The following is a 22,202-nucleotide window of genomic DNA, read 5'->3' as shown; positions in this document are numbered from 1 at the left end:
TCAGGCCTTCAGCTTGAGCAGATAGATCAGCGGGCCCGCCATGGCGGTGTCGAGTTCGAGAAAGCTCTCGAAGTCCTTGCCCGCCATCCAGTACGGGTCCCAGTTGTTGCGCTTGATGGTCTTCTGCCAGAGGTCATGCGTGGTGGCGCGCTGCACGGCCTCCAGCAACTGGGCGCGGCGGTAGGGCGGGACTTTCTTGCCGGTCATCACGCCGCGCCAGTTGGCGAGGTCGGCGTCCACGCCCTGCTGGCGTACCGACGCAATGCCCTGGAATGGGTGCTTGGACGACACGCCGATGGCGCGCAGCTTGCCGTTCGCGATGTGCTCGGCGAACTCGCTGTAGCCCGAAATACCGGCGGCCGCCTTGCCCGTATCGAGCGCTTCGACCACCTGTGCGCCGCCCGGGTGCGGCTGGTAGTTCAGCAACGCGGAGGCGCCGGCCACGCGCGCCAGCATGCCGGCGAACATGTGGTCCACACCGCCGGCCGAGCCGCCCGCAATGACCGTGGTGGCGGCGTCGGCACGCAGCTGGGCGATGAGGTCCTTGGGGGTCTTGATGGGGGAGTTGGCCTTGACGGCGACCACCTCGTAGTCGCTGGTCAGCCGCGCCACGGGCGACACGTGCGCCAGCGTGACGGCGGGCTTCTGCAGCGCCACCGCGCCGACCATCACCATGCCGCTGACCAGCAGCGCCTCGGGGTCGGCGTCGTACTTCTCGACGTACCTGGCCAGGCCGATGGTGCCGCCCTTGCCGCCGATGTTCTCGTAGGTGACGTTGCCCACGGCGCCCGAGGCGAGCAGGGCGGCGCCGAGGGCGCGGCCGGTCTGGTCCCAGCCGCCGCCTTCGTTCGCGGGGATCACGATGCGCAGCTTGCTGCTGGCCGGCGCGTCGGCTGCGCGGGCGTTGCCGGCCCACAGCGCGGCCTGGCCCGCACCGGCTGCCGCGGCCGAGGCGGCCAGCCAGGTGCCGAAACGGCGACGGGACAGGGGAAGTGCAGCGGCTGGCGGCAGGGAAGGCGGGCGCATCGTGTTTCCGTTGGTATGTGACAGCCGATGATGTCCGGGAAACACGGCAATCCTGCGCATGCAGCACCGGGAATAACCCTGAGGCGCGCGGTCGCCGGCCGCGCCTTTCGGCGACTGCGGCTACTGGAAAGCCACTTCCGCGAAGCTGCGCAGCTTTCGGCTGTGCAGCCGCGTCGTGCCTTCCTCGCGCAGGATCTCGATGGCCCGCATGCCGATGCGCAGGTGCTGCTCGACGCGCTCGCGGTAGAAGTGGTTGGCCATGCCGGGCAGCTTGATCTCGCCGTGCAGCGGCTTGTCGCTCACGCACAGCAAGGTGCCGTAGGGCACCCGGAAGCGGAAGCCGTTGGCCGCGATGGTCGCGCTTTCCATGTCCAGCGCCACGGCGCGGCTCTGGCTGAAGCGGCGCTGCGGCTGGTTGGCGGGCAGCAGCTCCCAGTTGCGGTTGTCGGTGCTGGCCACGGTGCCGGTGCGCATGATCTTCTTCAGGTCGGGGCCCTCGAAGCGGGTGACGTCGGCCACCGCCCGCTCCAGGGCGAGCTGGATCTCCGACAGCGCCGGGATGGGCACCCACAGCGGCAACTCTTCGTCGAGCACGTGGTCCTCGCGCACGTAGGCGTGGGCCAGCACGTAGTCGCCCAGCTGCTGCGTGTTGCGCAGCCCGGCGCAGTGGCCGAGCATCATCCAGGCGTGCGGACGCAGCACGGCGATGTGGTCGGTGATGGTCTTGGCATTGGCCGGGCCGACGCCGATGTTCGTCATGGTGATGCCGCTGTAGTCCTCGCGCACGAGGTGGTAGGCCGGCATCTGCGGCAGGCGCGGCGGCGCGGTGCCCTGGCTGCCGTCGAGCAGGTGGCCGAAGGTGGCGCTCGCGCCGGCATCGAGCCCACGCCGGCGCGTGACGACGTTGCCGGGCTCGATGAAGGCGATGTACTCGCTGTTCTCGTCGGCCATGGCCTCGTGGCCCAGGCGCACGAACTCGTCGATGTAGAACTGGTAGTTGGTGAACAGCACGAAGTTCTGGAACCACTCGGGCGCCGTGCCCGTGTAGTGGCGCAGGCGGTGCAGCGAGTAGTCGACGCGCGCGGCGGTGAACAGCGACAGCGGCTGCGGCTCGCCGGGCAGTGCCTCGAAGGTGCCGTTGGCAATGCCGTCGTCCATGGCGCCCAGGTCGGGAAGGTCGAACACGTCGCGCATGAGGGCGCGGCGCTCGGCGCTCATCGTGCCTTCGATGTGGTCGTTCTCGGCGAACGAGAAGTGGATCGGAATCGGCTGCGTGCTGGTGCCCACCTCGATCTCGACCTGGTGGTTCTCGAGCAGCAGGCGGAACTGGTCGAGGTAGTAGCGTGAGAACAGGTCGGGCCGCGTCAGCGTGGTCTCGTAGCGGCCGGGGCCGGCCACGAAGCCGTAGCTCAGGCCGGCGTTGGCCGGCGGCGTGTGGCGCGACACGGTGTGCGTGTGCACCCGCACGAACGGGTAGCAGGCCCGCACCCGGCCCGGCAGCGCCTCGCCGGCCACGAAGCGCAGCATCGATTCGCGCAGGTGGGCGAGCCCGCCCTGGTAGATGGCTTTGACCTGGTCGAGCGCCTCGGCGGCGTCGGTGAAGCGGGCGGGAGCGACGAAGGTGGGCATGTAGGGCATGGCGTCATTGTGCAATGCGGGCGTGACGCGCGGGCGGTCGCCTCGCGGCGCTGTCGTGCTTCGGCGAGGCCTGCGGCACACCGGTCGCGAAGTGATTAACCTCGATGGTTTCCGATGAATGAATGCTGGAAGGTGAAGGAATGAAAGTCGCTGTCATGGGAGCCGGCGCGGTCGGCTGTTACTACGGCGCCATGCTGGCGCGCGCCGGCCACGAGGTGGTGCTGATCGGGCGGCCTTCGCATGTGGAGGCGGTGCGCGCGAACGGGCTGCGGCTGGAGACGAAGGCTTTCGATGAACAGGTGCCGCTCGATGCGAGCACCGACGCGAGCGCGGTGCAGGGCGCCGACCTCGTGCTGTTCTGCGTGAAGTCGACCGACACTGAATCGGCCGCCGCGCAGGTTCGCCCGCACCTCGCACCCGGCGCGCTGGTCCTCACGCTGCAGAACGGTGTCGACAACGATGAGCGCGTGCGTGCGGCGCTGCCATCGCGCGACGTGGCCGCCGCCGTCGTCTACGTGGCGACCGAGATGGCCGGGCCGGGCCACGTGAAGCACCACGGCCGCGGCGAACTGGTGATTGCGCCGTCGCGCCGCAGCGACGAGGTCGCGCGGGCATTGATCGCCGCCGGCGTGCCCACGCAGATCTCCGACAACGTGCGTGGCGCGCTGTGGGCCAAGCTGGTACTCAACTGCGCCTACAACGCACTGTCGGCCGTGTCGCAGCTGCCGTACGGCGAACTCGTGCAGGGTGCGGGCGTGAACGACGTGATCCGCGATGTGGTTGCCGAATGCCTGGCGGTTGCGAAGGCCGAAGGCGTCGTGATTCCGGGCGACGTCGATGCCGCCGTGCGCGCCATCGCGCAGACCATGCCCTCGCAGTATTCGTCGACCGCACAGGACCTCGCACGCGGCAAGCGCAGCGAGATCGATCACCTCAACGGGCTGGTGATGCGGCGCGGCGAGGCACTGGGCGTGCCCACGCCGGCCAATCGGGTGTTGTTCGTGATGGTGAAGCTGCTTGAAGGCAAGCAGCAGAAGTAGCGAGGCAGCGCCTAGCCGGGCATGGGTTCGCGCATGGTGACGAACTCCTCGGCCGCCGTCGGGTGGATGCCGATGGTGCCGTCGAACAGCGCTTTCGTTGCACCCGCGCGCATCGCCACCGCAAAGCCTTGCACGACTTCACCCGCGTCCGCGCCCACCATGTGCAGGCCGACGACGCGGTCGCTCTTCTTGTCGACCACGAGCTTCATGAAGGTGCGCTCGCTGCGGCCCGAGAGCGTGTGGCGCAGCGACTTGAACTCGCTCGAGAACACGGTGACCTCGCCGAACTTCGCGCGCGCGTCGATCTCGCTGTAGCCGCAGGTGCCGATGTTGGGATGCGTGAACACGGCGGTGGGAATGAATTCGTAGTCCATGCCGCGCTTGCCCTTGCCGAACAGCGCATCGACCACCACCATCGCCTCGGCCAGTGCCACGGGCGTGAGCTGCACGCGCGTCGACACGTCGCCCACCGCGTAGATCGACGGCACCGAGGTGCGGTAGTGCGCATCGACCGCGATGGCGCCGTTGGCGTCGAGTTTCACGCCGGCGGCGTCGAGGCCGAGCCCCTGCGTGTTGGGCACGCGGCCGGTGGCGAAGAGCACGGTGTCGGCCTCGATCTGCTGGCCGCGCGCGAGCGTGACCACGAAGCCGTCGGGCCCGCGTGCGATCGACGAGGCCTCGCAGTTCAGGCGCACGTCGACGCCTGCCTTGCCCATCTCGTTCGCGAGGAACTGGCGCACGTCGTCGTCGAAGCCGGTGAGCAGGTGCGCGCGGCGGTGCAGCTGCGTCACCTTGGAGCCCAGGCCGTTGAAGATCGATGCGAACTCGCAGGCGATGTAGCCGCCGCCCACCACCAGCAGGCGCTTGGGGAACGGGTCGAGGTCGAACATCGCGTCGGAGGTCACGATGTGCTCGCGGCCCGGAATGTCGGGCACGAAGGGCGTGCCGCCGGTGGCCACGAGCAGGTGGCGCGCGGTGTGGCGCCTGCCTTCGATCTCCACCGTGTGTGCATCGACCAGCTGGGCCCAGCCGGTGACGAGCGTGACGTCCGAGTTTTTCAGCAGCGAGCCGTAGATGCCGTTGAGTCGGCTGATCTCCCTGGCGCGCTGCGTCTTGAGGTGCGGCCAGTCGAACTGCGGCGCCTCGGGCAGCTTCCAGCCGTAGCCTTCGGCTTCCTCGAAGGCTTCGGCATAGCCGGCGGCGTAGCTGTAGAGCTTCTTCGGGATGCAGCCCACGTTGACGCAGGTGCCGCCGAGCTCCGCGGCCTCGGCCAGCGCGACGCGCGCGCCCGCTTGCGCCGCCATGCGCGCGGCGCGCACGCCACCGCTGCCGCCGCCAATGACGAAGAGGTCGAAATCGAATCGTTGCATGTGAAAGACGCTCCTTGCGGCCGACTGTAGCGGCGGGGCGAAGGCGGTGCTCGCGGCGGGGCTTGCGAACGTGGGCGCGGCGATGAAGCGCACCTTCAACGGGGTCGATCAGGACATCGAATGGGCGACAGTCGGTGACAAGATCGTGCGGCCGTGCGCGAAGCGGCGGCGCTGGTCAGTGCTTCGTGCGCCACGCGCCCACCGCCGTCATTTGTACAACAGTTGCGGCAGCCACAGCCCGATCTGCGGCCAGATGTACAGCATCACGATCGCCAGTACCTGGATGCCCATGAACGGCAGCATGCCCAGGAAGATCTGGTTCAGCGTGACGTGCGACGGGCTCACGCCCTTCAGGTAGAAGGCGGCCATCGCCACCGGCGGCGACAGGAACGCCGTCTGCAGGTTCAGTGCCACCAGCAGCCCGAAGAACAGCGGGTCGACACCGAAGTTGTCCAGCAGCGGGATGAAGATGGGCATGAAGATCACGATGATCTCGGTCCACTCCAGCGGCCAGCCCAGCAGGAAGATGATGACCTGGCTCAGGATGAGGAACTGAACCTTCGTGAGGTTCATGCTGAGCACCCACTCTTCCACCAGCGCCTGGCCGCCCAGCAGCGCGAACGCCGCCGAGAAGATGGCCGAGCCGACGAACAGCCAGCACACCATCGCCGAGGTCTTGGCCGTGAGGAAGACCGATTCTTTCAGCACCGAGAGGTTGAGCCGTCGGTACGCCGCGGCCAGCAGCATGCCGCCCAGCGCGCCCATGGCGGCGGCCTCGGTCGGCGTGGCCAGGCCCAGCACGATCGAGCCCAGCACCGAAAGGATCAGCAGCACCAGCGGGAAGAACGAGGCCAGGAGCATCTTGAAGATCTCGAGCCGCGCGAAACTCAGGAACAGGTAGAACAGCGTGACCATCGCGCCGAAGACGGCGAAGGTGACCCACCACCAGGTTGGCGCGGGGCGCACCGAGGCGCCTTCGGCCGCGGCCGAGGATGCGGCGGCCGGCGGTTCCGCGACGGCGGCTGCCGGTGCAGGTGCAGGGGCTTCGCCGGTGGCGCCGGGCGGCTCCGCCAGCGGGCCTGAAGAGGCTTGCGGCGCGGGCGTCTCTTCCGAGGGAGGCTCCTGCAGCCCGCCTTCCGCAGGGGGCTCTGCCAGGCCGTCGTTCGACGGCGGCTCCTGCAAGCCGCCCGCGCTGCTTTCGCTTTCGCTCGACGGCGCGGTGGCGCCGATCTCCTGGATTTCGTAGCGCGCCTGCGCTTCCACCGTGGTCACCGACTGGTAGCTCAGGCCCGCTGCCAGCAGGAAGATTGCGCCGGGCAGCACGACGATGCCCAGTTGCTTGAGCACATGCGAGAACGGCACGTCGGAGTTGCGGCGGCCCTTCAGCAGCCCGACGACTGCGTGCGCGGCAGGACTGTCGGCCAGCCGCTGCGACAGTGGCGGCAGCGGCACCACGCGCTCGGCCTGCGACAGCGGCGGCGCCCACTGCGGCTTGAGCCACGCGATGATGATCACGTACACCACGTACAGCGTCGCGAGCATCAGGCCCGGAAAGAAGGCGCCCGCGTACAGCTGCACCACCGACACGCCCGCCGTCGCGCCGTACACGATCAGCAGCACCGAGGGAGGAATCAGGATGCCCAGGCAGCCGCCCGCCGTGATCGCGCCTGCGGCCAGCGGCACGCTGTAGCCCGCACGCAGCATGGCCGGCAGCGCCAGCAGGCCCATGAGCGTGACCACTGCGCCCACGATGCCGGTCGCGGTGGCGAAGATGGTGCAGGTGACGAGCGTCGCCACGGCCAGCGCGCCCGGCAGCCGCGCAAGCGCCAGGTGCAGGCTCTTGAAGAGCGACTCGATGAGGTTGGCGCGCTCCACCAGGTAGCCCATGAAGACGAACAGCGGCACGGCGATCAGCACGTCGTTGGCCATGGTCTTGTAGGCCGACTGCACCATCAGGTCGAGCGTGCGGTGCCAGTCGCGGTCGTAGGCCAGCCAGGTGAAGAGCATGCCCATGCCCATCAGCGTGAACGCCGTGGGAAAGCCCAGCATGATCGCCACCACGACGAGTGAGAGCATCAACAGGCCCAGGTGGCCGTTGGTGACGGTGTCGGCGCTCAGCAGCATGGCTGCCGCGGCGGCGACGATGACGGCCATGAACGACAGGCCGAACCAGAGTTCGCGGCGGATGTTCATCGCGCGGCCTCCTTGGCCACCACCACGCGGTCGAGCGCGGCGATGTCCTCGTCTTTCACGTGCACCATTTCCTTCAGCTTCTCGACGTCGACTTCTTCCACGTCCTGCTCGCGCGAAGGCCAGGCGCCGGTGTGGATGCACTGCACGCAGCGGATGATCTCGACCACGCCCTGCAGCAGCAGCGTGAAGCCGGCCAGCGGAATGATGTACTTGAACGGATACAGCGGCAGCGGCTCGGCCGAGAAGGTCTGTTCGCGGATGGCGAGCGACTCGCCCGCGTAGACCCAACCCGCCCAGGTCAGCGCGACGATACCCGGCAGGAAGAACAGAAAGTAGAGCACCAGGTCGACCAGCGCCTGCGTGCGGGGGCGAAAGAAACCGTAGAGCACGTCACCGCGCACGTGGCCGTTTTTCGAGAGCGTGTAGGCGCCGGCGGTCATGAACATGGCGCCGTACAACATGATCTGGACATCGAGCACCCAGGCGTGCGGGCGGTTCAGCGCATAGCGCGAGAACACTTCCCAACTGATGAGCAGCGTGAGCAGCAACGCGCACCACGAGAAGGTCTTGCCGATCCAGGTCGAGAACCGGTCGACGGCCAACAGGAAAGATTGCATCGAAAGGGGCTCCTCGCTGCGGGCGGTGCCGCGCGGACGGGCAAGAAAAGAGGGCACCGCGCGGGTGCCCTCAGGTCGGCGGATGGCCTCAGGACTTCTTGGCCTTGGCGCCGAAGTAGTGGTTGTAGGCCATCTTGAAATCGACCGTGTAGTCGTTTTGCCATTGGCCTGCGCGCTCGGCAAAGGCTCTTTGCGAGTCGAGCACTTTCTTGAACATCGGGTTCTCGGCCGCCTTCTTGGCGACCGTCTTGTCCCACGAGGCCAGTTGCGCGCGCAGGATGGCGTCGGGCGTCTTGTAGAACTTGATGCCGGCCTTCTTGAGTTCGATGTAGTCCTGCGAGTTGCGCTGGATCGCCTTCCAGCTCATGTCGGCGCTCGACGCCTGCACCGCGTAGTCGATGACCGACTTGAGCTCGGCCGGCAGCGCCGCGAGCTTGGCCTTGTTGAAGAGAATCTCGAACTGCTCGCCCGACTGGTGGAAGCTCTGCAGCATGCAGTTCTTGGCCACGTCGGGGAAGCCCAGCACGCGGTCGCTCGAGGCGTTGTTGAACTCGGCTGCATCGATCAGGCCGCGGTCCAGCGCCGGCACGATCTCGCCGCCGGGCAGCGGGTTCACGGCGGTGCCCATGTCGGTGAACACGTCCACCGCCAGGCCCACGGTGCGGAACTTCAGGCCCTTCATGTCCTCGACCTTGGCCACCGGCTTCTTGAACCAGCCCAGCGGCTGCGTGGGCATCGGGCCGTACAGGTACGACACCACGTCCAGGTTCAGGCTCTTGTAGATCTCGTCGATCAGTGCCTTGCCGCCGCCGTAGTTGTGCCAGGCCAGGACCATGTTGGCATCCATGCCGAAGCCTGGGCCCGAACCCCACAGCGCGAGCGCGGAGTTCTTGCCGTACCAGTACGCGACCACGCCGTGGCCGCCGTCGAGCGTGCCCTTGGCCACTGCGTCGAGCAGCTGGAAGGCGGGCACCACCGAGCCTGCGGGCAGCACTTCGATCTTCAGGCGGTTGCCCGCCATGTCGTTCACCTTCTTGGCGAAGTCCTGTGCGTACTCGTGGAAGATGTCCTTCGCCGGCCAGGTGCTCTGGAAACGCAGCGACGTGGTTTGGGCCATGCTGACCATCGGCGCGGACATGGCGCCTGCGGCCACCGCCGCGCCCTTGAGAAGGCTGCGGCGACGGGGCGATTTGCTGTCTGTCATGTGTCTGTCTCCATATAGTTCTCTGACCGGAACACCGAGGCTGTCATCTTCGCGTTATGGTTTCGACAGGCCGCGACCTCCATCTTTGGCGCGCCACACCTGGTGACAAACAGGGTTTTCACGAACCGGTGAAAAATTCCATCATCCGGCGCGCAGATAGATCGGCCCCCGTCGCCAAAGGCTCCGGGCTAACCCTAGAAATTGGAAGGAAAGGCGAGCATGAGTGAACCTGTCGGAGAAAAAGGCTATGCCGGCGACGTGACGCCCGAACAAGCGGCGCAATGGATGGCCAGCGGCGAGGCCGTGCTGGTCGACGTGCGCACCGACGCCGAGCGCGAATGGGTCGGCTACGTGCCCGGCGCCATGCCGCTGGCCTGGAAGCAATGGCCGGGCATGGCGCTCAACCCGGCGTTTGACGACGGCGTGCGCGCCGCTGCAGAAGGCGGCAAGAAGCTGGTGCTGCTGTGCCGCAGCGGCGTGCGCTCGATCGCCGCGGCGAAGCGGGCGACCGAGCTGGGCGTGCAGGCCTACAACATCCTCGAAGGCTTCGAGGGCAACCCGGACGAGAGCGGGCATCGCGGGTTGATCGGCGGCTGGCGCAAGCGCGGGCTACCCTGGCGCCAGAACTAGAGAGCGCCGCTCGCCTCATTCGGACGTGGCCGGGTCGATCACGCTGTACACCCGGTCCACCCGGTTGGCCGGAAAGCCACCGAGCTCCGCGTGCCGGCGCACCAGGGCCTCGTCGGTCGCCTGGTAGACGCAGTAGATCCGGTCGTCGGTCACGTAGCTGTGGACCCACTGGATGTCGGTGCCCATGCTGTTGAGCACGCCGCAGGATTTTTGCGAGATGGCTTTCAGGTCCGAGGGCGCGAGCTTGCCGGCGCCGGGGATGTCTCGTTCGATAACGAATTTGGGCATGGCGGTACTCCTGTCTAGAATCGGCCGAAGGTGACCGGGTCCCATGGTGCCGACGCGCAGTCGCCGTGTATTGCCCGTCTCGCCGGACTTGTTGACCGAAACCCCGCCCTCGCTTGCCGGGAGGTGACCATGGATGTCTTGTCGGACGTGCTTCGGACCATCCGCCTGGAGGGCGCGCTGTTCCTGAACGGTGACATGTATGCACCCTGGTGTTTCAAGGTACCCCAGGGTAGGGACATCGCCCAGCTGCTCAGGCCCGGCGCGCAGCGGCTGGCCATCTGCCACCTGGTGCTGCAAGGCGAATGCTGGGCCCAGGTCGACGGCGAGGCGCCGATCCGAGCGCAGGCCGGCGAAGTGTTCGTCGTACCGCATGGCGACTCGCATGTGCTGGGCAGTGGCTTGCATCACGCGGCCGTGGACATGTCGCACGTGGTGAGTCCGCGGGCACCCGAGCTGGAGCGCGTGCGCTACGGTGGCCAGGGCGATCGCACAGTGCTGGTCTGCAGCTGGTTCGCGTACGAAGGCGACGCCCCCCATCCCGTCATGGCGAACATTCCGCGCCTGTTCACCACCCCGCTGCGCAGCAGGCCGGCAGGCCCGTGGATCGAGCAGTCGGTCAACTTCGTGTTGGGCGATGCGCCGTTGCACACGCCCGGCTCGGAGATGGTCGCTGCCAAGGTGGCGGAAGTGCTGTTCACCGAAGTGCTGCGCGGCTACATCGAATCCATGCCCGCGAACAACCCTGGCTGGTTGGCTGGCCTGCGCGACCCTCACGTGAGCCGCTGTCTCGCACTGATGCACGCCGAGCCCGCGCGCAACTGGACGGTCGACGCACTGGCGCAGGAAATCCACACCTCGCGCAGCGTGCTGGCGGACCGCTTCACCGAACTGGTGGGTGCTCCGCCCATGCACTACCTGGCGCGCTGGCGCATGATCCTGGCCGCCGGCATGCTGCGCAAAAACCAGGGCAACCTGGCGCGCATTGCCGAAGGTGTGGGCTACGAATCGGAAGCCGCTTTCAACCGTGCATTCAAGCGGGAGTACGGCGTGTCGCCAGGGGCCTGGCGGCACAACGGCGCCTAGCGAGGCGCCATTGCGTTGCGGTGGTCAGAGCGCCGGAATGCGCAGCTTCTGTCCCGGATAGATCTTGTCGGGGTGCGACAGCATCGGCTTGTTCGCTTCGAAGATCGCGTTGTACTTGTTGGCGTCGCCGTAGTACTTCTTCGAGATGGCCGAGAGCGTGTCGCCCTTCACCACGTCGTGGTACTGCGCGGGCGGTGCGGCCGGGGCGACGAGGTTGTTCTCGACGCTCGTCACGTTGGCCACGTTGCCCGCGGCGAGCGCGGCTTTCTCGCTGGCTTCCTGCGAGGGCGCCTGGCCCGCGAGGGTGACGACGCCGCTGCTTGCGGTGTAGGTCACGTCCAGTCCGGTGAGGCCGAGGTTCTGGGTCTCGATGTAGGTCTTGATGGCCGCGGCGGCAGCCGTGTTCGCATCGGGCGTGGCCGCTTCGGCCGACGAGCCGCCGAACAATTTTTCGCCGGCCTCCTTGATGAAGCTGAGCAATCCCATGGTGTTCTCCTTGTGCCGTGGTGGATGGAAAGGGCGAATGTAACGGCGGAACCGACCCCGTCCGCGTAGGCCCACGCCGCGACTGTCAAAGACGTGCCAGCAGGAATAACAACAAAGTCGCAATAATCGCGCGCATGTCTTCCCCCTTCCTCGCCATCGACATCGGCAACACCCGGCTCAAGTGGGCGCTGTACGAGGGGGCCTTCCCCGGTGCGGCACTGCAGGCCCATGGTGCCGAGTTTCTCGATCACATCGAACGCCTGGCCGACGGCCCCTGGGCCGACCTGCCGGCACCCGGTTCCATGCTGGGCTGCGTCGTGGCCGGCGACACCCTGCGGCGGCGCGCCGAAGAGCAGATCACCGAACGCTTCGACTGCACGCCGCGCTGGGTGGTGTCGAGCGCAGGCGAGGCCGGCATCGTCAACGGCTACGACCACCCGACACGGCTGGGCGCCGACCGCTTCGTGGCGATGATCGGTGCGCGCCACCGCATGCTGACGCAAGGACCCGCGCGGCCGATGGTGGTGGTGCTGATCGGCACGGCCGTCACCGTGGAGGCGATCGATGCCAGTGGCAAGTTCCTAGGCGGCCTGATCCTGCCGGGCCACGGCATCATGCTGCGCGCGCTCGAGTCGGGCACGGCGGGCCTGCACGTGCCCACCGGCGAGGTGCGCGAATTTCCGACCAACACCAGCGACGCGCTGACCAGCGGGGGCACCTACGCCATCGCGGGCGCGGTTGAGCGCATGGTGCAGCACGTGCGCTCGCACTGCGGCGCCGAGCCGGCCTGCTTCATGACCGGCGGCGCAGGCTGGAAGATGGCGCCCGCCATGAACGGCGACTTCGAACTGGTCGAAAGCCTGATCATGGACGGCCTGCTCGTCATCGCGAAGCACCGCGCCGGCTGAGCCGCCTTCAGGCGGCGTCGGAGCCTCAGGGCTTCATCAACGCTTCGCCCATGGCCTGGAAGGCGGGCAGGGTCAGCGGGTCGTTGCCTGCGTTCGCGGCGATCGGGTGCGCGGCGTAGCGCACGATGACCATCTCGGCCTTCGGATCGACGTAGATGCTCTGCCCGTGGATGCCGCGCGCCATGTAGGCGCCGTGCGGGTTGTGCGAGACCCACCACATGTTCCTGTAGCTCCAGCCCGGCAGCAGCGCGTAGCCCGCCTTCGCGAACTTGGCGGGGTCTGCGCCGCGCTGGATGTCGTCGACCACTGCCTTCGCGATGGCCTGCTGCCCGTTGGGCGCGCGCCCGCCGTTGCGCAGCGTCTCGCCGAAGCGCGCGATGTCGCGCAGCACGGTGTTCAGGCCGCCGCCGCCCGACTCGGTGCCGATGCGGTCGACCATGAAATACGCGTCCTGCTCGGCGCCGATGCGTCGCCAGATCTTTTCGCTCAGCAAATCGGCCAGCGAGCGGTTGGACGCGCGGCGCACGATCCAGGCCAGCACCTCGGCGTTGACCGTCTTGTAGGCAAAGGCATCGCCGTGCGTGCCTTCCTTCTTGAGCGTGGCCAGGAACTCGTAGAACGACTTCGGGCCCGTGTAGTTGGCGCCCTGCGTGAGCATGCCGCCGGCGCGCGCATAGTCCCAGACCTCGGCCTTCGGGTCGGCGTAGTTCTCGGAGTAGCGCACGCCGATGGTCATGTCCATCACCTGGCGCACCGTGGCGTCGCCATAGGCCGTGTCCTTGAGCTCGGGCAGGTACTTGGTGACCGGCGCCGACGGGTCGAGCGTGCCCTCCTGCGCCAGGATGGCCGCCAGCGTGCCCACGAAGGACTTGGTGACCGACATCGCCAGGTGCGGCCGCTCGGGCGTGAGCGCGCCGAAGTACTTCTCGTAGACCACCTGGCCGCGGTGCAGCACCAGGATGCCGTCGGTGTAGGTGCGCGTGATCATCTGGCCGAAGGTCTGCGCCTCGCCGCCGCCCATCGGCTGGAAGCGCACGGCCTCGATGTCGACGCGCGGCGTGGCCGCCGGCAGCGGGCTCGCGGCGCCGGGACCGCGCCACACATTGGCCGTGGGCACCGTCTCGCGCACGTGCGAGAAGCTCCAGCGGATGCGCGGGTACACGCCGCCGACGGGGTTGTCGAAGGTGATCTGCTTGTCGGGCGGCGGCGGGAAGCCCTGCATCCAGCCCAGCGCCTCGACCGAGGTGGCGGCGGGATCGGGCAGTGCAGCGGGCGTCTGGGCGAGGCTGGTGTTCACGGCGAGGAAGGTGAGGGCAGCGGCGAGTGCCGTGCGTTGGAAAACGACAGAACGAAAGAATGGCATGCAACGGACTCCGGTGAAAAAACGGGATTCATGCAACTGGCGGGACTCAGGCGGGCGAGCCTTACCTGCCGCTGAAACGCGCAGGCCGGCGCTCGATGAAGGAGCGCACGCCCTCGGCCGCGTCTTCGCTGTTCGACAGGCGTTTCTGCGTATCGATGAATTCCGCCACGGCCGCCAGCGGTCCGTGTTCGATCGCCTTGAGCACGTTGAGCCGCGTGGCTTGCACGGCCAGCGGCGCCTGGGCCGCGATGCGCTGCGCGATCTGCAGCGCCGCGTCGAGTTCTTGCCCGGCCGGCACCACCTTCTGCACGAAGTTCAGGCGGTAGGCCTCGGCGCTGTCGAACTCGTCGGCCGTGAGCAGGTGCAGCATCGCGTTGCCCAGCCCCGCGCGCTCGGCCATGCGCAGCGTGGCGCCGCCCGTGGCCATGATGCCGCGCTGCACTTCCATCTGCGAGAAGCGGCAGTTGTCGGCCGCCACCACGATGTCGGCGCCCAGCATCAGCTCGATGCCCACCGTGAAGCAGATGCCCTTGACAGCCGCGACCATCGGCTTGGTACGGCGGCGGTAGCCCTCCAGGCCGAAGTCGTGCGGCTCCACCAGTCCGGGCGGAATCGCTTTTTCGCCGCGCTTCATGTACTCGGTAACCGCGGGCAGGTCGAGCCCGGCCGTGAAGTGGTCGCCGAAGGCATGCAGCACCCCGACGTGCAGGTCGGGGTCGTCGTCCAGGCGCGTGTAGGCCTCGGCCAGCTGCCTGAACATCGGCGGCGTCCAGCCGTTGCGCTTGGCCGGGCGGTTGATGCCGATCAGCAGCACGTGGTCGATCACCTGGGTGTCGATGCAGCCCTCTGTGGGCGGGGTGGTTGGGATCGCGGTCATGCGAGTGGTCTCCTCCTTTGGTTATTCAAGAACACCGCGGAACCGGCATTGCCGTACCGTGGGTGTCGCCTCCTGCAAATGCCCGAGCCCGACGAAGCGGGCCGGGCAAGGGGTCAGTACGTGTACACGCCGCGGCCCGTCTTGCGCCCCAATTGGCCGGCGGCGACCATTTCCTTGAGCAGCGGGCAGGGGCGGTACTTGGAGTCGCCGAACTGCTCCAGGTACACCTCCATCACGGCCAGGCACACGTCCAGGCCGATCATGTCGGCCAGCGCCAGCGGGCCGATGGGCTGGTTGCAGCCCAGCTTCATGCCGGCGTCGATGTCCTCGGCCGTGGCCAAGCCCTCGGCCAGCACGAAGAAGGCCTCGTTGATCATCGGCACCAGGATGCGGTTGACCACGAAGCCCGGCGCGTTCTTCACCGTGATCGGCGACTTGCCCAGCTTCTCGGCCAGCGCCTTCACGGCGTCGTGCGTGGCGTCGCTCGTGAGGTAGCCGCGGATCAGCTCCACCAGCGCCATCATCGGCACGGGGTTGAAGAAGTGCATGCCGATGAAGCGGTCGGCGCGCGAGGTGGCGGCGGCCAGTTGCGTGATCGAGATCGACGAGGTGTTCGACGCGATGATCACCTCGGGACCCACCAGCTCGTCCACCTGCTTGAGGATCTTGAGCTTGAGCGCGTGGTTCTCGGTGGCCGCCTCGATGACCAGCTGCGCGCCCTTGAGGTCGTTGTAGTCGGTCGAGCCCTTGACCAGCGCCAGCGCGGCGGCCTTCTGCTCGGCCGTGAGCTTTTCCTTCTTGATGAGGCGGTCGAGGCTGCCCGAGATGGTGGCGATGCCCTTGTCCACTGCGGCCTGGGCCACGTCGATCATCACCACCTTGACACCCGAGACCGCGCAGGCCTGGGCGATGCCGTTGCCCATGGTGCCGGCGCCGATGATGCCCACGGTTTGAATCGTCATGAAAAGTGTTCCTTTGCAAACAAAAAAAAGAGGGAGGCGAAGGCGGCGCGGGGCTGCCATCGCGGGATGGCGGCCATTGTGAATCAGCCGCGGGGGCGCATCGTTCCCGTCGGCGACACCCGCGCCGGGTGGCTTACAGTGCGGCGATTGTTTTCAACCACTTTTCGAGCCCTCGCATGACCACCCTCGGCACCCCTCTTTCCCCTTCCGCCACCCGCGTGATGCTGCTTGGCTCCGGTGAACTCGGCAAGGAGGTGCTGATCGCCCTGCAGCGCCTGGGCGTCGAGACCATCGCGGTCGACCGCTACGAGAACGCGCCCGGCCAGCAGGTGGCGCACCACGCGCGCACCCTCACCATGAGCGACCCCGACCAGCTCAAGGCGCTGATCGAGGCCGAGAAGCCCACGCTCGTCGTGCCCGAAATCGAGGCCATCGCGACGCCGATGCTGCAGCAGCTGGAAGACGCGGGCGTGGTGCGCGTGATTCCCACGGCCCGCGCCGCCCGCCTCACGATGGACCGCGAAGGCATCCGCCGCCTGGCCGCCGAAACGCTGGGCGTGCCCACCAGCCCCTACAAGTTCTGCGACTCGCTGGCCGAGTTGCAGGCCGCCATCGATGGCGGCATCGGGTATCCCTGCATCGTGAAGCCCGTGATGAGCAGCTCGGGCAAGGGCCAGAGCAAGATCGACGGCCCGGCCGATGTGCAGAAGGCCTGGGACTACGCCATGGCCGGCGGCCGCGTGAGCCACGGCCGCGTGATCGTCGAGGGCTTCATCGACTTCGACTACGAGATCACGCTGCTGACCGTGCGCGCCAAGGACGCGACGGGCGCCGTCGAAACGAAGTTCTGCGACCCCATCGGCCATGTGCAGGTCAGCGGCGACTACGTCGAAAGCTGGCAGCCGCACCCCATGGCGCCGGCCGCGCTGCAGAAGGCGCAGCAGATCGCGCAGGCCGTCACGGCCGACCTCGGCGGCCAGGGCCTGTTCGGCGTCGAGCTGTTCGTGAAGGGCGACGAAGTCTGGTTCAGCGAGGTCAGCCCGCGCCCGCACGACACCGGCATGGTCACCATGGCCACGCAATGGCAGAACGAGTTCGAGCTGCATGCGCGCGCGATCCTCGGCCTGCCGGTCGACACCTCGCTCAAGAGCCCGGGCGCCAGCGCCGTGATCTACGGCGGCGTCGACGCCACCGGCATCGCCTTCGATGGCGTGGCCGAGGCGCTGCAGGTGCCGGGCAGCGACATCCGCCTGTTCGGCAAGCCCGAGAGCTTCGTCAAGCGTCGCATGGGCGTGGCGCTGGTGCACGCGGCCGACACCGACACGGCACGCCAACTCGCCAAGGAAGCCGCCTCGCGCGTGAAGCCGCGCACGGCCTAAGAAGGTGTGAACGAACCCGTCATGTCCGCTCACCCCGCCCAGACACGCCCACTCTGCGTTGCAAATGCTCGCCATAGCCCAAGCTATGGCTCCGCTTTGCGCCTTGATTGGGCGCGCCTGAGCGGGCTGCTCGGCCACGCCGGGTCCATTCACACCTTCTGCGCCGCCCTCCGGGTGAACCCGCGAGCCGGGCCCCGGTAGCCAGTTTTCGCAAGCGACCCTGCAGTGGTGCGGGCATGGTGCAGGTCTTGTCGCCAGGACGCCGGTCGGGTGCGGGTGCATGCGGATACCCCGCAGGCACCCCGCCCTCCACACTGAGCGCTCCGTTCGATTCACCGGAGACACCATGCTGCATCCCCAGGCCCGCGCCTTGCTGGATTTCATCGAAGCGCGCGGCATTCCGCCGACCCACACGCTGTCGCCCGCCGATGCGCGGGCCTTCTACCGCGAGCGCCGCACGGCCACGCAGCCGCTGCCGGCCGAGGTGGCCGAGGTGCGCGACCTCGCCGCCGACGGGCCGCACGGCACCATTGCGGTGCGGCTGTACAAGCCACTCGGTGCAAGTGCAAGCCCAGGCCCGCTGCCCGTGCTGGTGTACTACCACGGCGGCGGCTGGGTCATCGGCGACCTCGACACGCACGACGTGCTGTGCCGCGAGCTGGCCAACGGCGCGGGCTGCGCGGTGGTCGCGGTCGACTACCGCATGGGCCCCGAGCACCGCTTTCCCACCGCCGTGGACGACGTGCTCGCCGCCACCCGCTGGGTGCGCCGCGAGGCCGCCGCGCTGGGGCTCGATGCGAGCCGCCTCGCCGTAGGCGGCGACAGCGCGGGCGGCAACCTCGCGGCCGTGGCGTCGATCGCCGCGCGCGATGCGGGCGACCTGCCGATCGTCTTCCAGCTCCTGATCTACCCGGCCACCGACATGCGCCGCGGCCATCCGTCGCACCAGGCGAACGGGCAGGGCTACCTGCTCACGCGCGACACGATGAGCTACTTCCACGACCACTACATCACCGACGCGAAGCACGACCTCGACTGGCGCGCCTCGCCGCTGCTGCACACCGACCTCGCGGGCCTGCCGCCCGCGCTCGTGCTCACCGCCGGCTACGACCCGCTGCGCGACGAAGGCGCGGCGTATGCCGAGGCGCTCACGGCCGCCGGCAACCGCGCGAACTACGTGTGCTTCGAGCGCCAGATCCATGGCTTCATCACCATGGGCAAGGTGCTCGACGAGGCTCACACCGCGGTCGCGTTGTGCGCCGCCGAACTTCGCCGCGCGTTCGCGTCGGCCTAGGGAAAGTCCCCGCGCAAATGGATGCCGCGCGCAAGGCCCCCGCCGCTACGATCCAGCGAACGCGGCGCCACCCCCCGGTCGGACGTCGTCGACCGATGCAGGAGACAGACACCATGCAGCGAACCAGGACGTCGACGCCTTCGGGCGGCGATGCACGGCAGGGCGAACGCCTCATGTGGCTCACGCCGCAGCGCGTGTTCTACGCCGGGCTGCTCGGCGCCGCGGCCGAGCGCGCCATGGGTGGGCACGGCGTGTACGTGTCGCCCGCCGCTGCGCCGCCCAACCGCATCCGCATCGGCGGCGGGGCCTGGCAGAGCGGCGAGTTCATCGTGGTGCCGCCGCACGTGCCGCACCAGGTCGAGAGCGCGTGCCCGCTGATCTTCAACCTGCTGATCGAATCCGAGTCGGTCGATCCCGCGCGCATGCCGGCCTTCCTGCAGCATTGCGGCCCGGTCGATGCGCCGGCCTTCGTGCAACGCATGCGCGACACCCATGCCCATCTGCTGGCCGCCTCGGCGCGCGGCATCGACTTCGACGGTTTCGATTTCGACGCGCTGTTCTTCGACGGACCGCTCGCACCGCGCCCGCTCGACGCGCGCATCCGCAAGGTGGTCGACATGCTCGTGGCCGACCCGGCCGCACCCGCTTCGGCGGAAGACTGCGCGGCCTCGGTGCACCTGTCGTTCTCGCGCTTCCTGCATCTGTTCAAGCAGGAAACCGGCATGGCCTTCCGCGGCTTTCGCGCGTGGAAGCGCGCGCGCAGCCTGCTGCGCCATGTGCAGCACACCAGCACGCTGACCGACATCGCGCTGGACACGGGCTACCCCGACTCCACGCACTTCAGCCATTCGATCCGCCAGGTCTACGGGCTCAAGCCCAGCGACATCGTGGCGGGCTCGCGCCGCCTCGCGCTGCACGACGCGGCCGGCGGGTTCCGGCAGTAACGGCACGCGGGACGGCAACGCATGCAGATCCTCCAACTCCTGCTGTCGGGCATCGCACAAGGCTGCATCTACGGCCTCATCGCGCTGGGCTTCGTGCTGATCTACAAGGCCACCGAAACGGTGAGCTTCGCGCAGGGCGACCTGATGATGCTCGGCGCGTTCGGTGCCTTCGCGGGCATGTCGCTGTTCGGCATGCCGTTCTGGCTCGCGGCGCTGCTGGCCGTGGTGGCCATGGCGGCCTTCGGCGTGTTGCTCGAACTGGTGGTGATCCGCCCGATCCTCGGGCAGCCGCAGTTCTCCATCGTCATGCTGACCATCGGCATCGCGTACGTGGCACGCGGTCTCATCACCATGGTGCCGGGCATCGGCACCGAGACCCACACGCTGGCCGTGCCCTACAAGGACCAGATCTGGAAGCTCGGCGAGCTGGTGGTGAACCTCGAGCAGCTCGTGATCATCATTGCCACCGCGATCCTGTGCGGCCTGCTGTTCGCGATGTTCCGCTACAGCAAGCTGGGCATCGCGATGCAGGCCTCGTCGCAGAACCAGCTCGCGGCCTACTACATGGGCATTCCGGTGAAGCGGCTCAACGGGCTGGTGTGGGGGCTTGCCGCCGCGGTGGCGGCCATTGCCGGCATGCTGCTGGCGCCCATCACCTTCGTGCACGCCAACATGGGCTTCATCGGCCTGAAGGCCTTTCCGGCGGCGGTGGTGGGTGGCTTCGGCAGCCTGCCCGGCGCGATCGTCGGCGGGCTGGTGATCGGCATCGTCGAGTCGTTCGCGGGCTTCTACCTGCCCGATGGTTTCAAGGACACGGCACCGTACATCGTGGTGCTGCTGATGCTCATGATCAAGCCGAACGGTCTGTTCGGCGAAAAGCTGCGCAAGAAGGTCTGAACATCCCATGCGCTTCATCTTCAAAACCAGCTACGACCAGGACATCCGCCTCGCGCGGCACGGCGGCCACGTGCTCTGGTACAGCCTGCTCGTGGCCTTCCTGCTTGTCGCGCCGTGGGTCATCGACGAGTACTGGCTCGCGCAGCTGACCTTCGTGCTCATCTACGGCATCGTCGGCCTGGGGCTGATGCTGCTGGCGGGTTTCACGGGGCAGTTCTCCATCGGGCATGCAGCGTTCCTGGGAACGGGTGCGTACACGCAGGGCGTGCTGACCAACATGGGCGTGCCGTTCCCGCTCGCGCTGCTCGCGTCGGCCGCGCTGTCGGCGGCGGTGGGCGTGGTGGTGGCGCTGCCGGCGTTGCGCGTGAAGGGCATCTATCTGGGCATCGCGACGCTGTCGTTCGGCTTCATCGTCGAGGAAGTGTTCGCGCGCTGGGAAAGCGTGACGGGCGGCAACGCGGGCCTGCATGTGAAGTCGCCGCAGCTGTTCGGCTGGTCGCTGGGTTCGGGCGAAGGCTTCTACTTTCTGTGCCTGGTGGTCGCGGTGGTGTCCACGCTGGGCATCCTGAACTTGCTGCGTTCGCCGACCGGGCGCGCCTTCGTCGCCATCCGCGATTCGGAGATTTCGGCGCAGAGCATGGGCATCCACCTGGCGCGCTACAAGACGATGTCGTTCGCGATCTCGGCGGCGCTCGCGGGCCTGGGTGGCGCGCTGTACGCGCACAAGCTGAGCTTCATCTCGCCGGACCAGTTCAACATCCTGCAGTCGATCGACTTGCTGCTGATGGTGGTGATCGGCGGGCTGGGCTCGGTGCACGGCGCGTTCCTCGGTGCCATCTTCCTGATCGCGATGCCTCAGCTGATCTCGATGGGCAAGGACTGGCTGCCGGCCGTCATCGGACAGGCGCCCGGTCTGCAGGGGCTGGTGTATGGCCTGGTACTGATCGCCTTCGTGCTGTTCGAGCCGCTGGGGCTGTACGGGCGCTGGCTGAAGATCCGCACCTGGCTGCAGCTCTTTCCGTTCTACCGCAAGGGCCTGTTCAAGCGGCAGAAGTCGTTCACCAAATCGGATCGGCTGAGATGAGCAACGACATTCTTTTGTCGGCGAAAGACCTGAGCGTGCGCTTCGGCGGCGTGCTCGCGGTCAACAAGGTGAGCTTCGATGTGCGGCGCGGCGAGGTGTTCACGCTCATCGGCCCGAACGGCGCGGGCAAGACGACGGTGTTCAACCTCATCAGCCGCATCTACACGCCGACCACGGGCGAGATCACCTGGCATGGCGAGGCGGGCGGACCGCTGGCGCTCACGCAGCAGGCGCCGCACGCCATCGCCGCACTGGGCATTGCGCGCACCTTCCAGAACATCGAGCTGTTCGAGCATGCAACCGTGCTGCACAACCTGCTGATCGGGCGCCACACGCACCGGCAGACAGGCTTCTGGAGCGAGGTGTTCTTCACGCCGGCCACGCGCCGCGCCGAGATCGCGGCGCGCGAGAAGGCGGAGCAGGTGATCGACCTGCTCGACCTGCAGCACTACCGCGACTCGATGGTGGCGGGGCTGCCCTACGGCGTGCGCAAGGTGGTGGAGCTGGCGCGTGCGCTGTGCACCGAGCCGAAGCTGCTGCTGCTCGACGAGCCTTCTTCGGGGCTCAATGTCGAGGAGACGGCGGACATGGCGTTCTGGATCCAGGACATCCAGCATGAGCTGGGGGTGTCGGTGCTGATGGTCGAGCACGACATGTCGCTTGTTTCCAAGGTGTCGGATCGCGTGCTTGCCATGAATCAGGGCGAGGTGCTGGCTACCGGGTCTCCGCGCGAGGTGCAGGCGGATGCGCGGGTGATCGAGGCTTACCTTGGAACTGTGGATGACGTGAGCAGCCTTCGGAGGGTTGTTGCATGAGCGCTTCGTTCGCTACCCCTTTGGAGGCGCCCGGTGCGCGGCACGGCGCGGTCGCCCCCACTGTGCCGGCCGCTTCGCGGCTGCCCTGCGGTGCTCGCGTTTCG

At 67.8% G+C, this 22,202-nt stretch carries 21 protein-coding genes; 10 read left to right on the top strand and 11 right to left on the bottom strand.

What is annotated here, in order from left to right:
• Window positions 1-1,026, bottom strand: a complete 1,026-nt coding sequence (locus ASD34_RS10415) for a tripartite tricarboxylate transporter substrate-binding protein (protein ID WP_200937567.1) — start codon at window positions 1,024-1,026, stop codon at window positions 1-3.
• 120 nt (window positions 1,027-1,146) lie between these two features.
• Window positions 1,147-2,664: an AMP nucleosidase gene (locus tag ASD34_RS10410; protein WP_056576685.1), complete on the bottom strand. Its 1,518-nt coding sequence runs from the start codon at window positions 2,662-2,664 to the stop codon at window positions 1,147-1,149.
• A gap of 140 nt (window positions 2,665-2,804) precedes the next feature.
• Between ASD34_RS10410 and ASD34_RS10405 the strand changes: the two genes are divergently transcribed.
• Window positions 2,805-3,704 carry a ketopantoate reductase family protein gene (locus tag ASD34_RS10405; RefSeq protein WP_056576682.1) on the top strand — a complete coding sequence of 300 codons (900 nt, stop codon included), beginning with the start codon at window positions 2,805-2,807 and terminating at the stop codon, window positions 3,702-3,704.
• An 11-nt stretch (window positions 3,705-3,715) separates the two neighbouring features.
• Here the strand turns inward: ASD34_RS10405 and gorA are convergent, their stop codons facing one another.
• From gorA to ASD34_RS10385, 4 genes are all read right to left on the bottom strand, one after another.
• Window positions 3,716-5,074 carry a glutathione-disulfide reductase gene (gene gorA / locus ASD34_RS10400; protein WP_056576681.1) on the bottom strand — a complete coding sequence of 453 codons (1,359 nt, stop codon included), beginning with the start codon at window positions 5,072-5,074 and terminating at the stop codon, window positions 3,716-3,718.
• 207 nt (window positions 5,075-5,281) lie between these two features.
• Entirely contained in the window at window positions 5,282-7,267 is a 1,986-nt protein-coding gene (locus tag ASD34_RS10395) for a TRAP transporter large permease (RefSeq protein ID WP_056576678.1), read from the bottom strand.
• Window positions 7,264-7,884, bottom strand: a complete 621-nt coding sequence (locus ASD34_RS10390) for a TRAP transporter small permease subunit (protein WP_056576675.1) — start codon at window positions 7,882-7,884, stop codon at window positions 7,264-7,266. The genes ASD34_RS10395 and ASD34_RS10390 overlap by 4 nt, the downstream gene beginning before the upstream one ends.
• Window positions 7,885-7,972: 88 nt before the next feature.
• Entirely contained in the window at window positions 7,973-9,088 is a 1,116-nt protein-coding gene (locus ASD34_RS10385; RefSeq protein ID WP_056576671.1) for a TRAP transporter substrate-binding protein, read from the bottom strand.
• Window positions 9,089-9,307: 219 nt separating this feature from the next.
• On the opposite strand from ASD34_RS10385, the gene ASD34_RS10380 reads away from it, so the two are divergent.
• Complete coding sequence (locus ASD34_RS10380) at window positions 9,308-9,718, top strand: rhodanese-like domain-containing protein (RefSeq protein WP_056576668.1); 411 nt, start codon at window positions 9,308-9,310, stop codon at window positions 9,716-9,718.
• Window positions 9,719-9,733: 15 nt separating this feature from the next.
• Here ASD34_RS10380 and ASD34_RS10375 read toward each other — a convergent pair whose 3' ends face one another.
• Window positions 9,734-10,006 (bottom strand): DUF4242 domain-containing protein, encoded by a 273-nt coding sequence (locus ASD34_RS10375; RefSeq protein ID WP_056576665.1) that lies wholly within the window; start codon window positions 10,004-10,006, stop codon window positions 9,734-9,736.
• A 129-nt stretch (window positions 10,007-10,135) separates the two neighbouring features.
• Here ASD34_RS10375 and ASD34_RS10370 point away from each other — a divergent pair, with 129 nt between their 5' ends.
• Window positions 10,136-11,089 carry an AraC family transcriptional regulator gene (locus tag ASD34_RS10370; protein WP_056576662.1) on the top strand — a complete coding sequence of 318 codons (954 nt, stop codon included), beginning with the start codon at window positions 10,136-10,138 and terminating at the stop codon, window positions 11,087-11,089.
• A 24-nt stretch (window positions 11,090-11,113) separates the two neighbouring features.
• Here the strand turns inward: ASD34_RS10370 and lysM are convergent, their stop codons facing one another.
• Window positions 11,114-11,575, bottom strand: a complete 462-nt coding sequence (gene lysM / locus ASD34_RS10365) for a peptidoglycan-binding protein LysM (protein WP_056576659.1) — start codon at window positions 11,573-11,575, stop codon at window positions 11,114-11,116.
• Window positions 11,576-11,709: 134 nt separating this feature from the next.
• On the opposite strand from lysM, the gene ASD34_RS10360 reads away from it, so the two are divergent.
• Window positions 11,710-12,483: a type III pantothenate kinase gene (locus ASD34_RS10360; protein WP_056576656.1), complete on the top strand. Its 774-nt coding sequence runs from the start codon at window positions 11,710-11,712 to the stop codon at window positions 12,481-12,483.
• A gap of 25 nt (window positions 12,484-12,508) precedes the next feature.
• Here ASD34_RS10360 and ASD34_RS10355 read toward each other — a convergent pair whose 3' ends face one another.
• The 3 genes from ASD34_RS10355 to ASD34_RS10345 all read right to left on the bottom strand — a co-directional run bounded on the left by ASD34_RS10355 (window position 12,509) and on the right by ASD34_RS10345 (window position 15,685).
• On the bottom strand, window positions 12,509-13,846 hold the full coding sequence (locus ASD34_RS10355; RefSeq protein ID WP_082548575.1) for a serine hydrolase domain-containing protein: 1,338 nt from the start codon (window positions 13,844-13,846) through the stop codon (window positions 12,509-12,511).
• Between the two features lie 61 nt (window positions 13,847-13,907).
• On the bottom strand, window positions 13,908-14,723 hold the full coding sequence (locus tag ASD34_RS10350) for a crotonase/enoyl-CoA hydratase family protein (protein ID WP_056576654.1): 816 nt from the start codon (window positions 14,721-14,723) through the stop codon (window positions 13,908-13,910).
• A 113-nt stretch (window positions 14,724-14,836) separates the two neighbouring features.
• Window positions 14,837-15,685: a 3-hydroxybutyryl-CoA dehydrogenase gene (locus ASD34_RS10345; RefSeq protein WP_056576650.1), complete on the bottom strand. Its 849-nt coding sequence runs from the start codon at window positions 15,683-15,685 to the stop codon at window positions 14,837-14,839.
• 176 nt (window positions 15,686-15,861) lie between these two features.
• On the opposite strand from ASD34_RS10345, the gene purT reads away from it, so the two are divergent.
• The 6 genes from purT (at window position 15,862) to ASD34_RS10315 (ending at window position 22,098) form a co-directional block, all read left to right on the top strand.
• Entirely contained in the window at window positions 15,862-17,064 is a 1,203-nt protein-coding gene (gene purT / locus ASD34_RS10340) for a formate-dependent phosphoribosylglycinamide formyltransferase (RefSeq protein WP_056576647.1), read from the top strand.
• A 346-nt stretch (window positions 17,065-17,410) separates the two neighbouring features.
• Window positions 17,411-18,358 carry an alpha/beta hydrolase gene (locus ASD34_RS10335; protein WP_056576644.1) on the top strand — a complete coding sequence of 316 codons (948 nt, stop codon included), beginning with the start codon at window positions 17,411-17,413 and terminating at the stop codon, window positions 18,356-18,358.
• 113 nt (window positions 18,359-18,471) lie between these two features.
• Window positions 18,472-19,302, top strand: coding sequence for a helix-turn-helix domain-containing protein (locus tag ASD34_RS10330; protein WP_056576639.1), 831 nt, complete (start codon window positions 18,472-18,474; stop codon window positions 19,300-19,302).
• 21 nt (window positions 19,303-19,323) lie between these two features.
• On the top strand, window positions 19,324-20,199 hold the full coding sequence (locus ASD34_RS10325; RefSeq protein WP_056576636.1) for a branched-chain amino acid ABC transporter permease: 876 nt from the start codon (window positions 19,324-19,326) through the stop codon (window positions 20,197-20,199).
• Window positions 20,200-20,206: 7 nt separating this feature from the next.
• Window positions 20,207-21,283, top strand: coding sequence for a branched-chain amino acid ABC transporter permease (locus tag ASD34_RS10320; RefSeq protein ID WP_056576633.1), 1,077 nt, complete (start codon window positions 20,207-20,209; stop codon window positions 21,281-21,283).
• Window positions 21,280-22,098, top strand: a complete 819-nt coding sequence (locus tag ASD34_RS10315; RefSeq protein ID WP_056576630.1) for an ABC transporter ATP-binding protein — start codon at window positions 21,280-21,282, stop codon at window positions 22,096-22,098. Before ASD34_RS10320 ends, ASD34_RS10315 begins: the two co-directional genes overlap by 4 nt.
• Window positions 22,099-22,202: the final 104 nt, after the last annotated feature.

The sequence above is a fragment of the Variovorax sp. Root473 genome (assembly GCF_001426505.1).
In the GTDB taxonomy this organism is placed as follows: Bacteria; Pseudomonadota; Gammaproteobacteria; order Burkholderiales; family Burkholderiaceae_C; genus Variovorax.
The sequence above is the reverse complement of the archived record's forward strand: the minus strand, read 5'-3'. Positions and strand labels throughout refer to the sequence as shown.

Bases quoted from the DNA above. Each gene is read 5' to 3' on its own strand.
- ASD34_RS10415 (WP_200937567.1), bottom strand. From the start codon at position 1,026: ATGCGCCCGCCTTCCCTGCCGCCAGCCGCTGCACTTCCCCTGTCCCGT.
- ASD34_RS10410 (WP_056576685.1), bottom strand. From the start codon at position 2,664: ATGCCCTACATGCCCACCTTCGTCGCTCCCGCCCGCTTCACCGACGCC.
- ASD34_RS10405 (WP_056576682.1), top strand. From the start codon at position 2,805: ATGAAAGTCGCTGTCATGGGAGCCGGCGCGGTCGGCTGTTACTACGGC.
- gorA (WP_056576681.1), bottom strand. From the start codon at position 5,074: ATGCAACGATTCGATTTCGACCTCTTCGTCATTGGCGGCGGCAGCGGT.
- ASD34_RS10395 (WP_056576678.1), bottom strand. From the start codon at position 7,267: ATGAACATCCGCCGCGAACTCTGGTTCGGCCTGTCGTTCATGGCCGTC.
- ASD34_RS10390 (WP_056576675.1), bottom strand. From the start codon at position 7,884: ATGCAATCTTTCCTGTTGGCCGTCGACCGGTTCTCGACCTGGATCGGC.
- ASD34_RS10385 (WP_056576671.1), bottom strand. From the start codon at position 9,088: ATGACAGACAGCAAATCGCCCCGTCGCCGCAGCCTTCTCAAGGGCGCG.
- ASD34_RS10380 (WP_056576668.1), top strand. From the start codon at position 9,308: ATGAGTGAACCTGTCGGAGAAAAAGGCTATGCCGGCGACGTGACGCCC.
- ASD34_RS10375 (WP_056576665.1), bottom strand. From the start codon at position 10,006: ATGCCCAAATTCGTTATCGAACGAGACATCCCCGGCGCCGGCAAGCTC.
- ASD34_RS10370 (WP_056576662.1), top strand. From the start codon at position 10,136: ATGGATGTCTTGTCGGACGTGCTTCGGACCATCCGCCTGGAGGGCGCG.
- lysM (WP_056576659.1), bottom strand. From the start codon at position 11,575: ATGGGATTGCTCAGCTTCATCAAGGAGGCCGGCGAAAAATTGTTCGGC.
- ASD34_RS10360 (WP_056576656.1), top strand. From the start codon at position 11,710: ATGTCTTCCCCCTTCCTCGCCATCGACATCGGCAACACCCGGCTCAAG.
- ASD34_RS10355 (WP_082548575.1), bottom strand. From the start codon at position 13,846: ATGCCATTCTTTCGTTCTGTCGTTTTCCAACGCACGGCACTCGCCGCT.
- ASD34_RS10350 (WP_056576654.1), bottom strand. From the start codon at position 14,723: ATGACCGCGATCCCAACCACCCCGCCCACAGAGGGCTGCATCGACACC.
- ASD34_RS10345 (WP_056576650.1), bottom strand. From the start codon at position 15,685: ATGACGATTCAAACCGTGGGCATCATCGGCGCCGGCACCATGGGCAAC.
- purT (WP_056576647.1), top strand. From the start codon at position 15,862: ATGACCACCCTCGGCACCCCTCTTTCCCCTTCCGCCACCCGCGTGATG.
- ASD34_RS10335 (WP_056576644.1), top strand. From the start codon at position 17,411: ATGCTGCATCCCCAGGCCCGCGCCTTGCTGGATTTCATCGAAGCGCGC.
- ASD34_RS10330 (WP_056576639.1), top strand. From the start codon at position 18,472: ATGCAGCGAACCAGGACGTCGACGCCTTCGGGCGGCGATGCACGGCAG.
- ASD34_RS10325 (WP_056576636.1), top strand. From the start codon at position 19,324: ATGCAGATCCTCCAACTCCTGCTGTCGGGCATCGCACAAGGCTGCATC.
- ASD34_RS10320 (WP_056576633.1), top strand. From the start codon at position 20,207: ATGCGCTTCATCTTCAAAACCAGCTACGACCAGGACATCCGCCTCGCG.
- ASD34_RS10315 (WP_056576630.1), top strand. From the start codon at position 21,280: ATGAGCAACGACATTCTTTTGTCGGCGAAAGACCTGAGCGTGCGCTTC.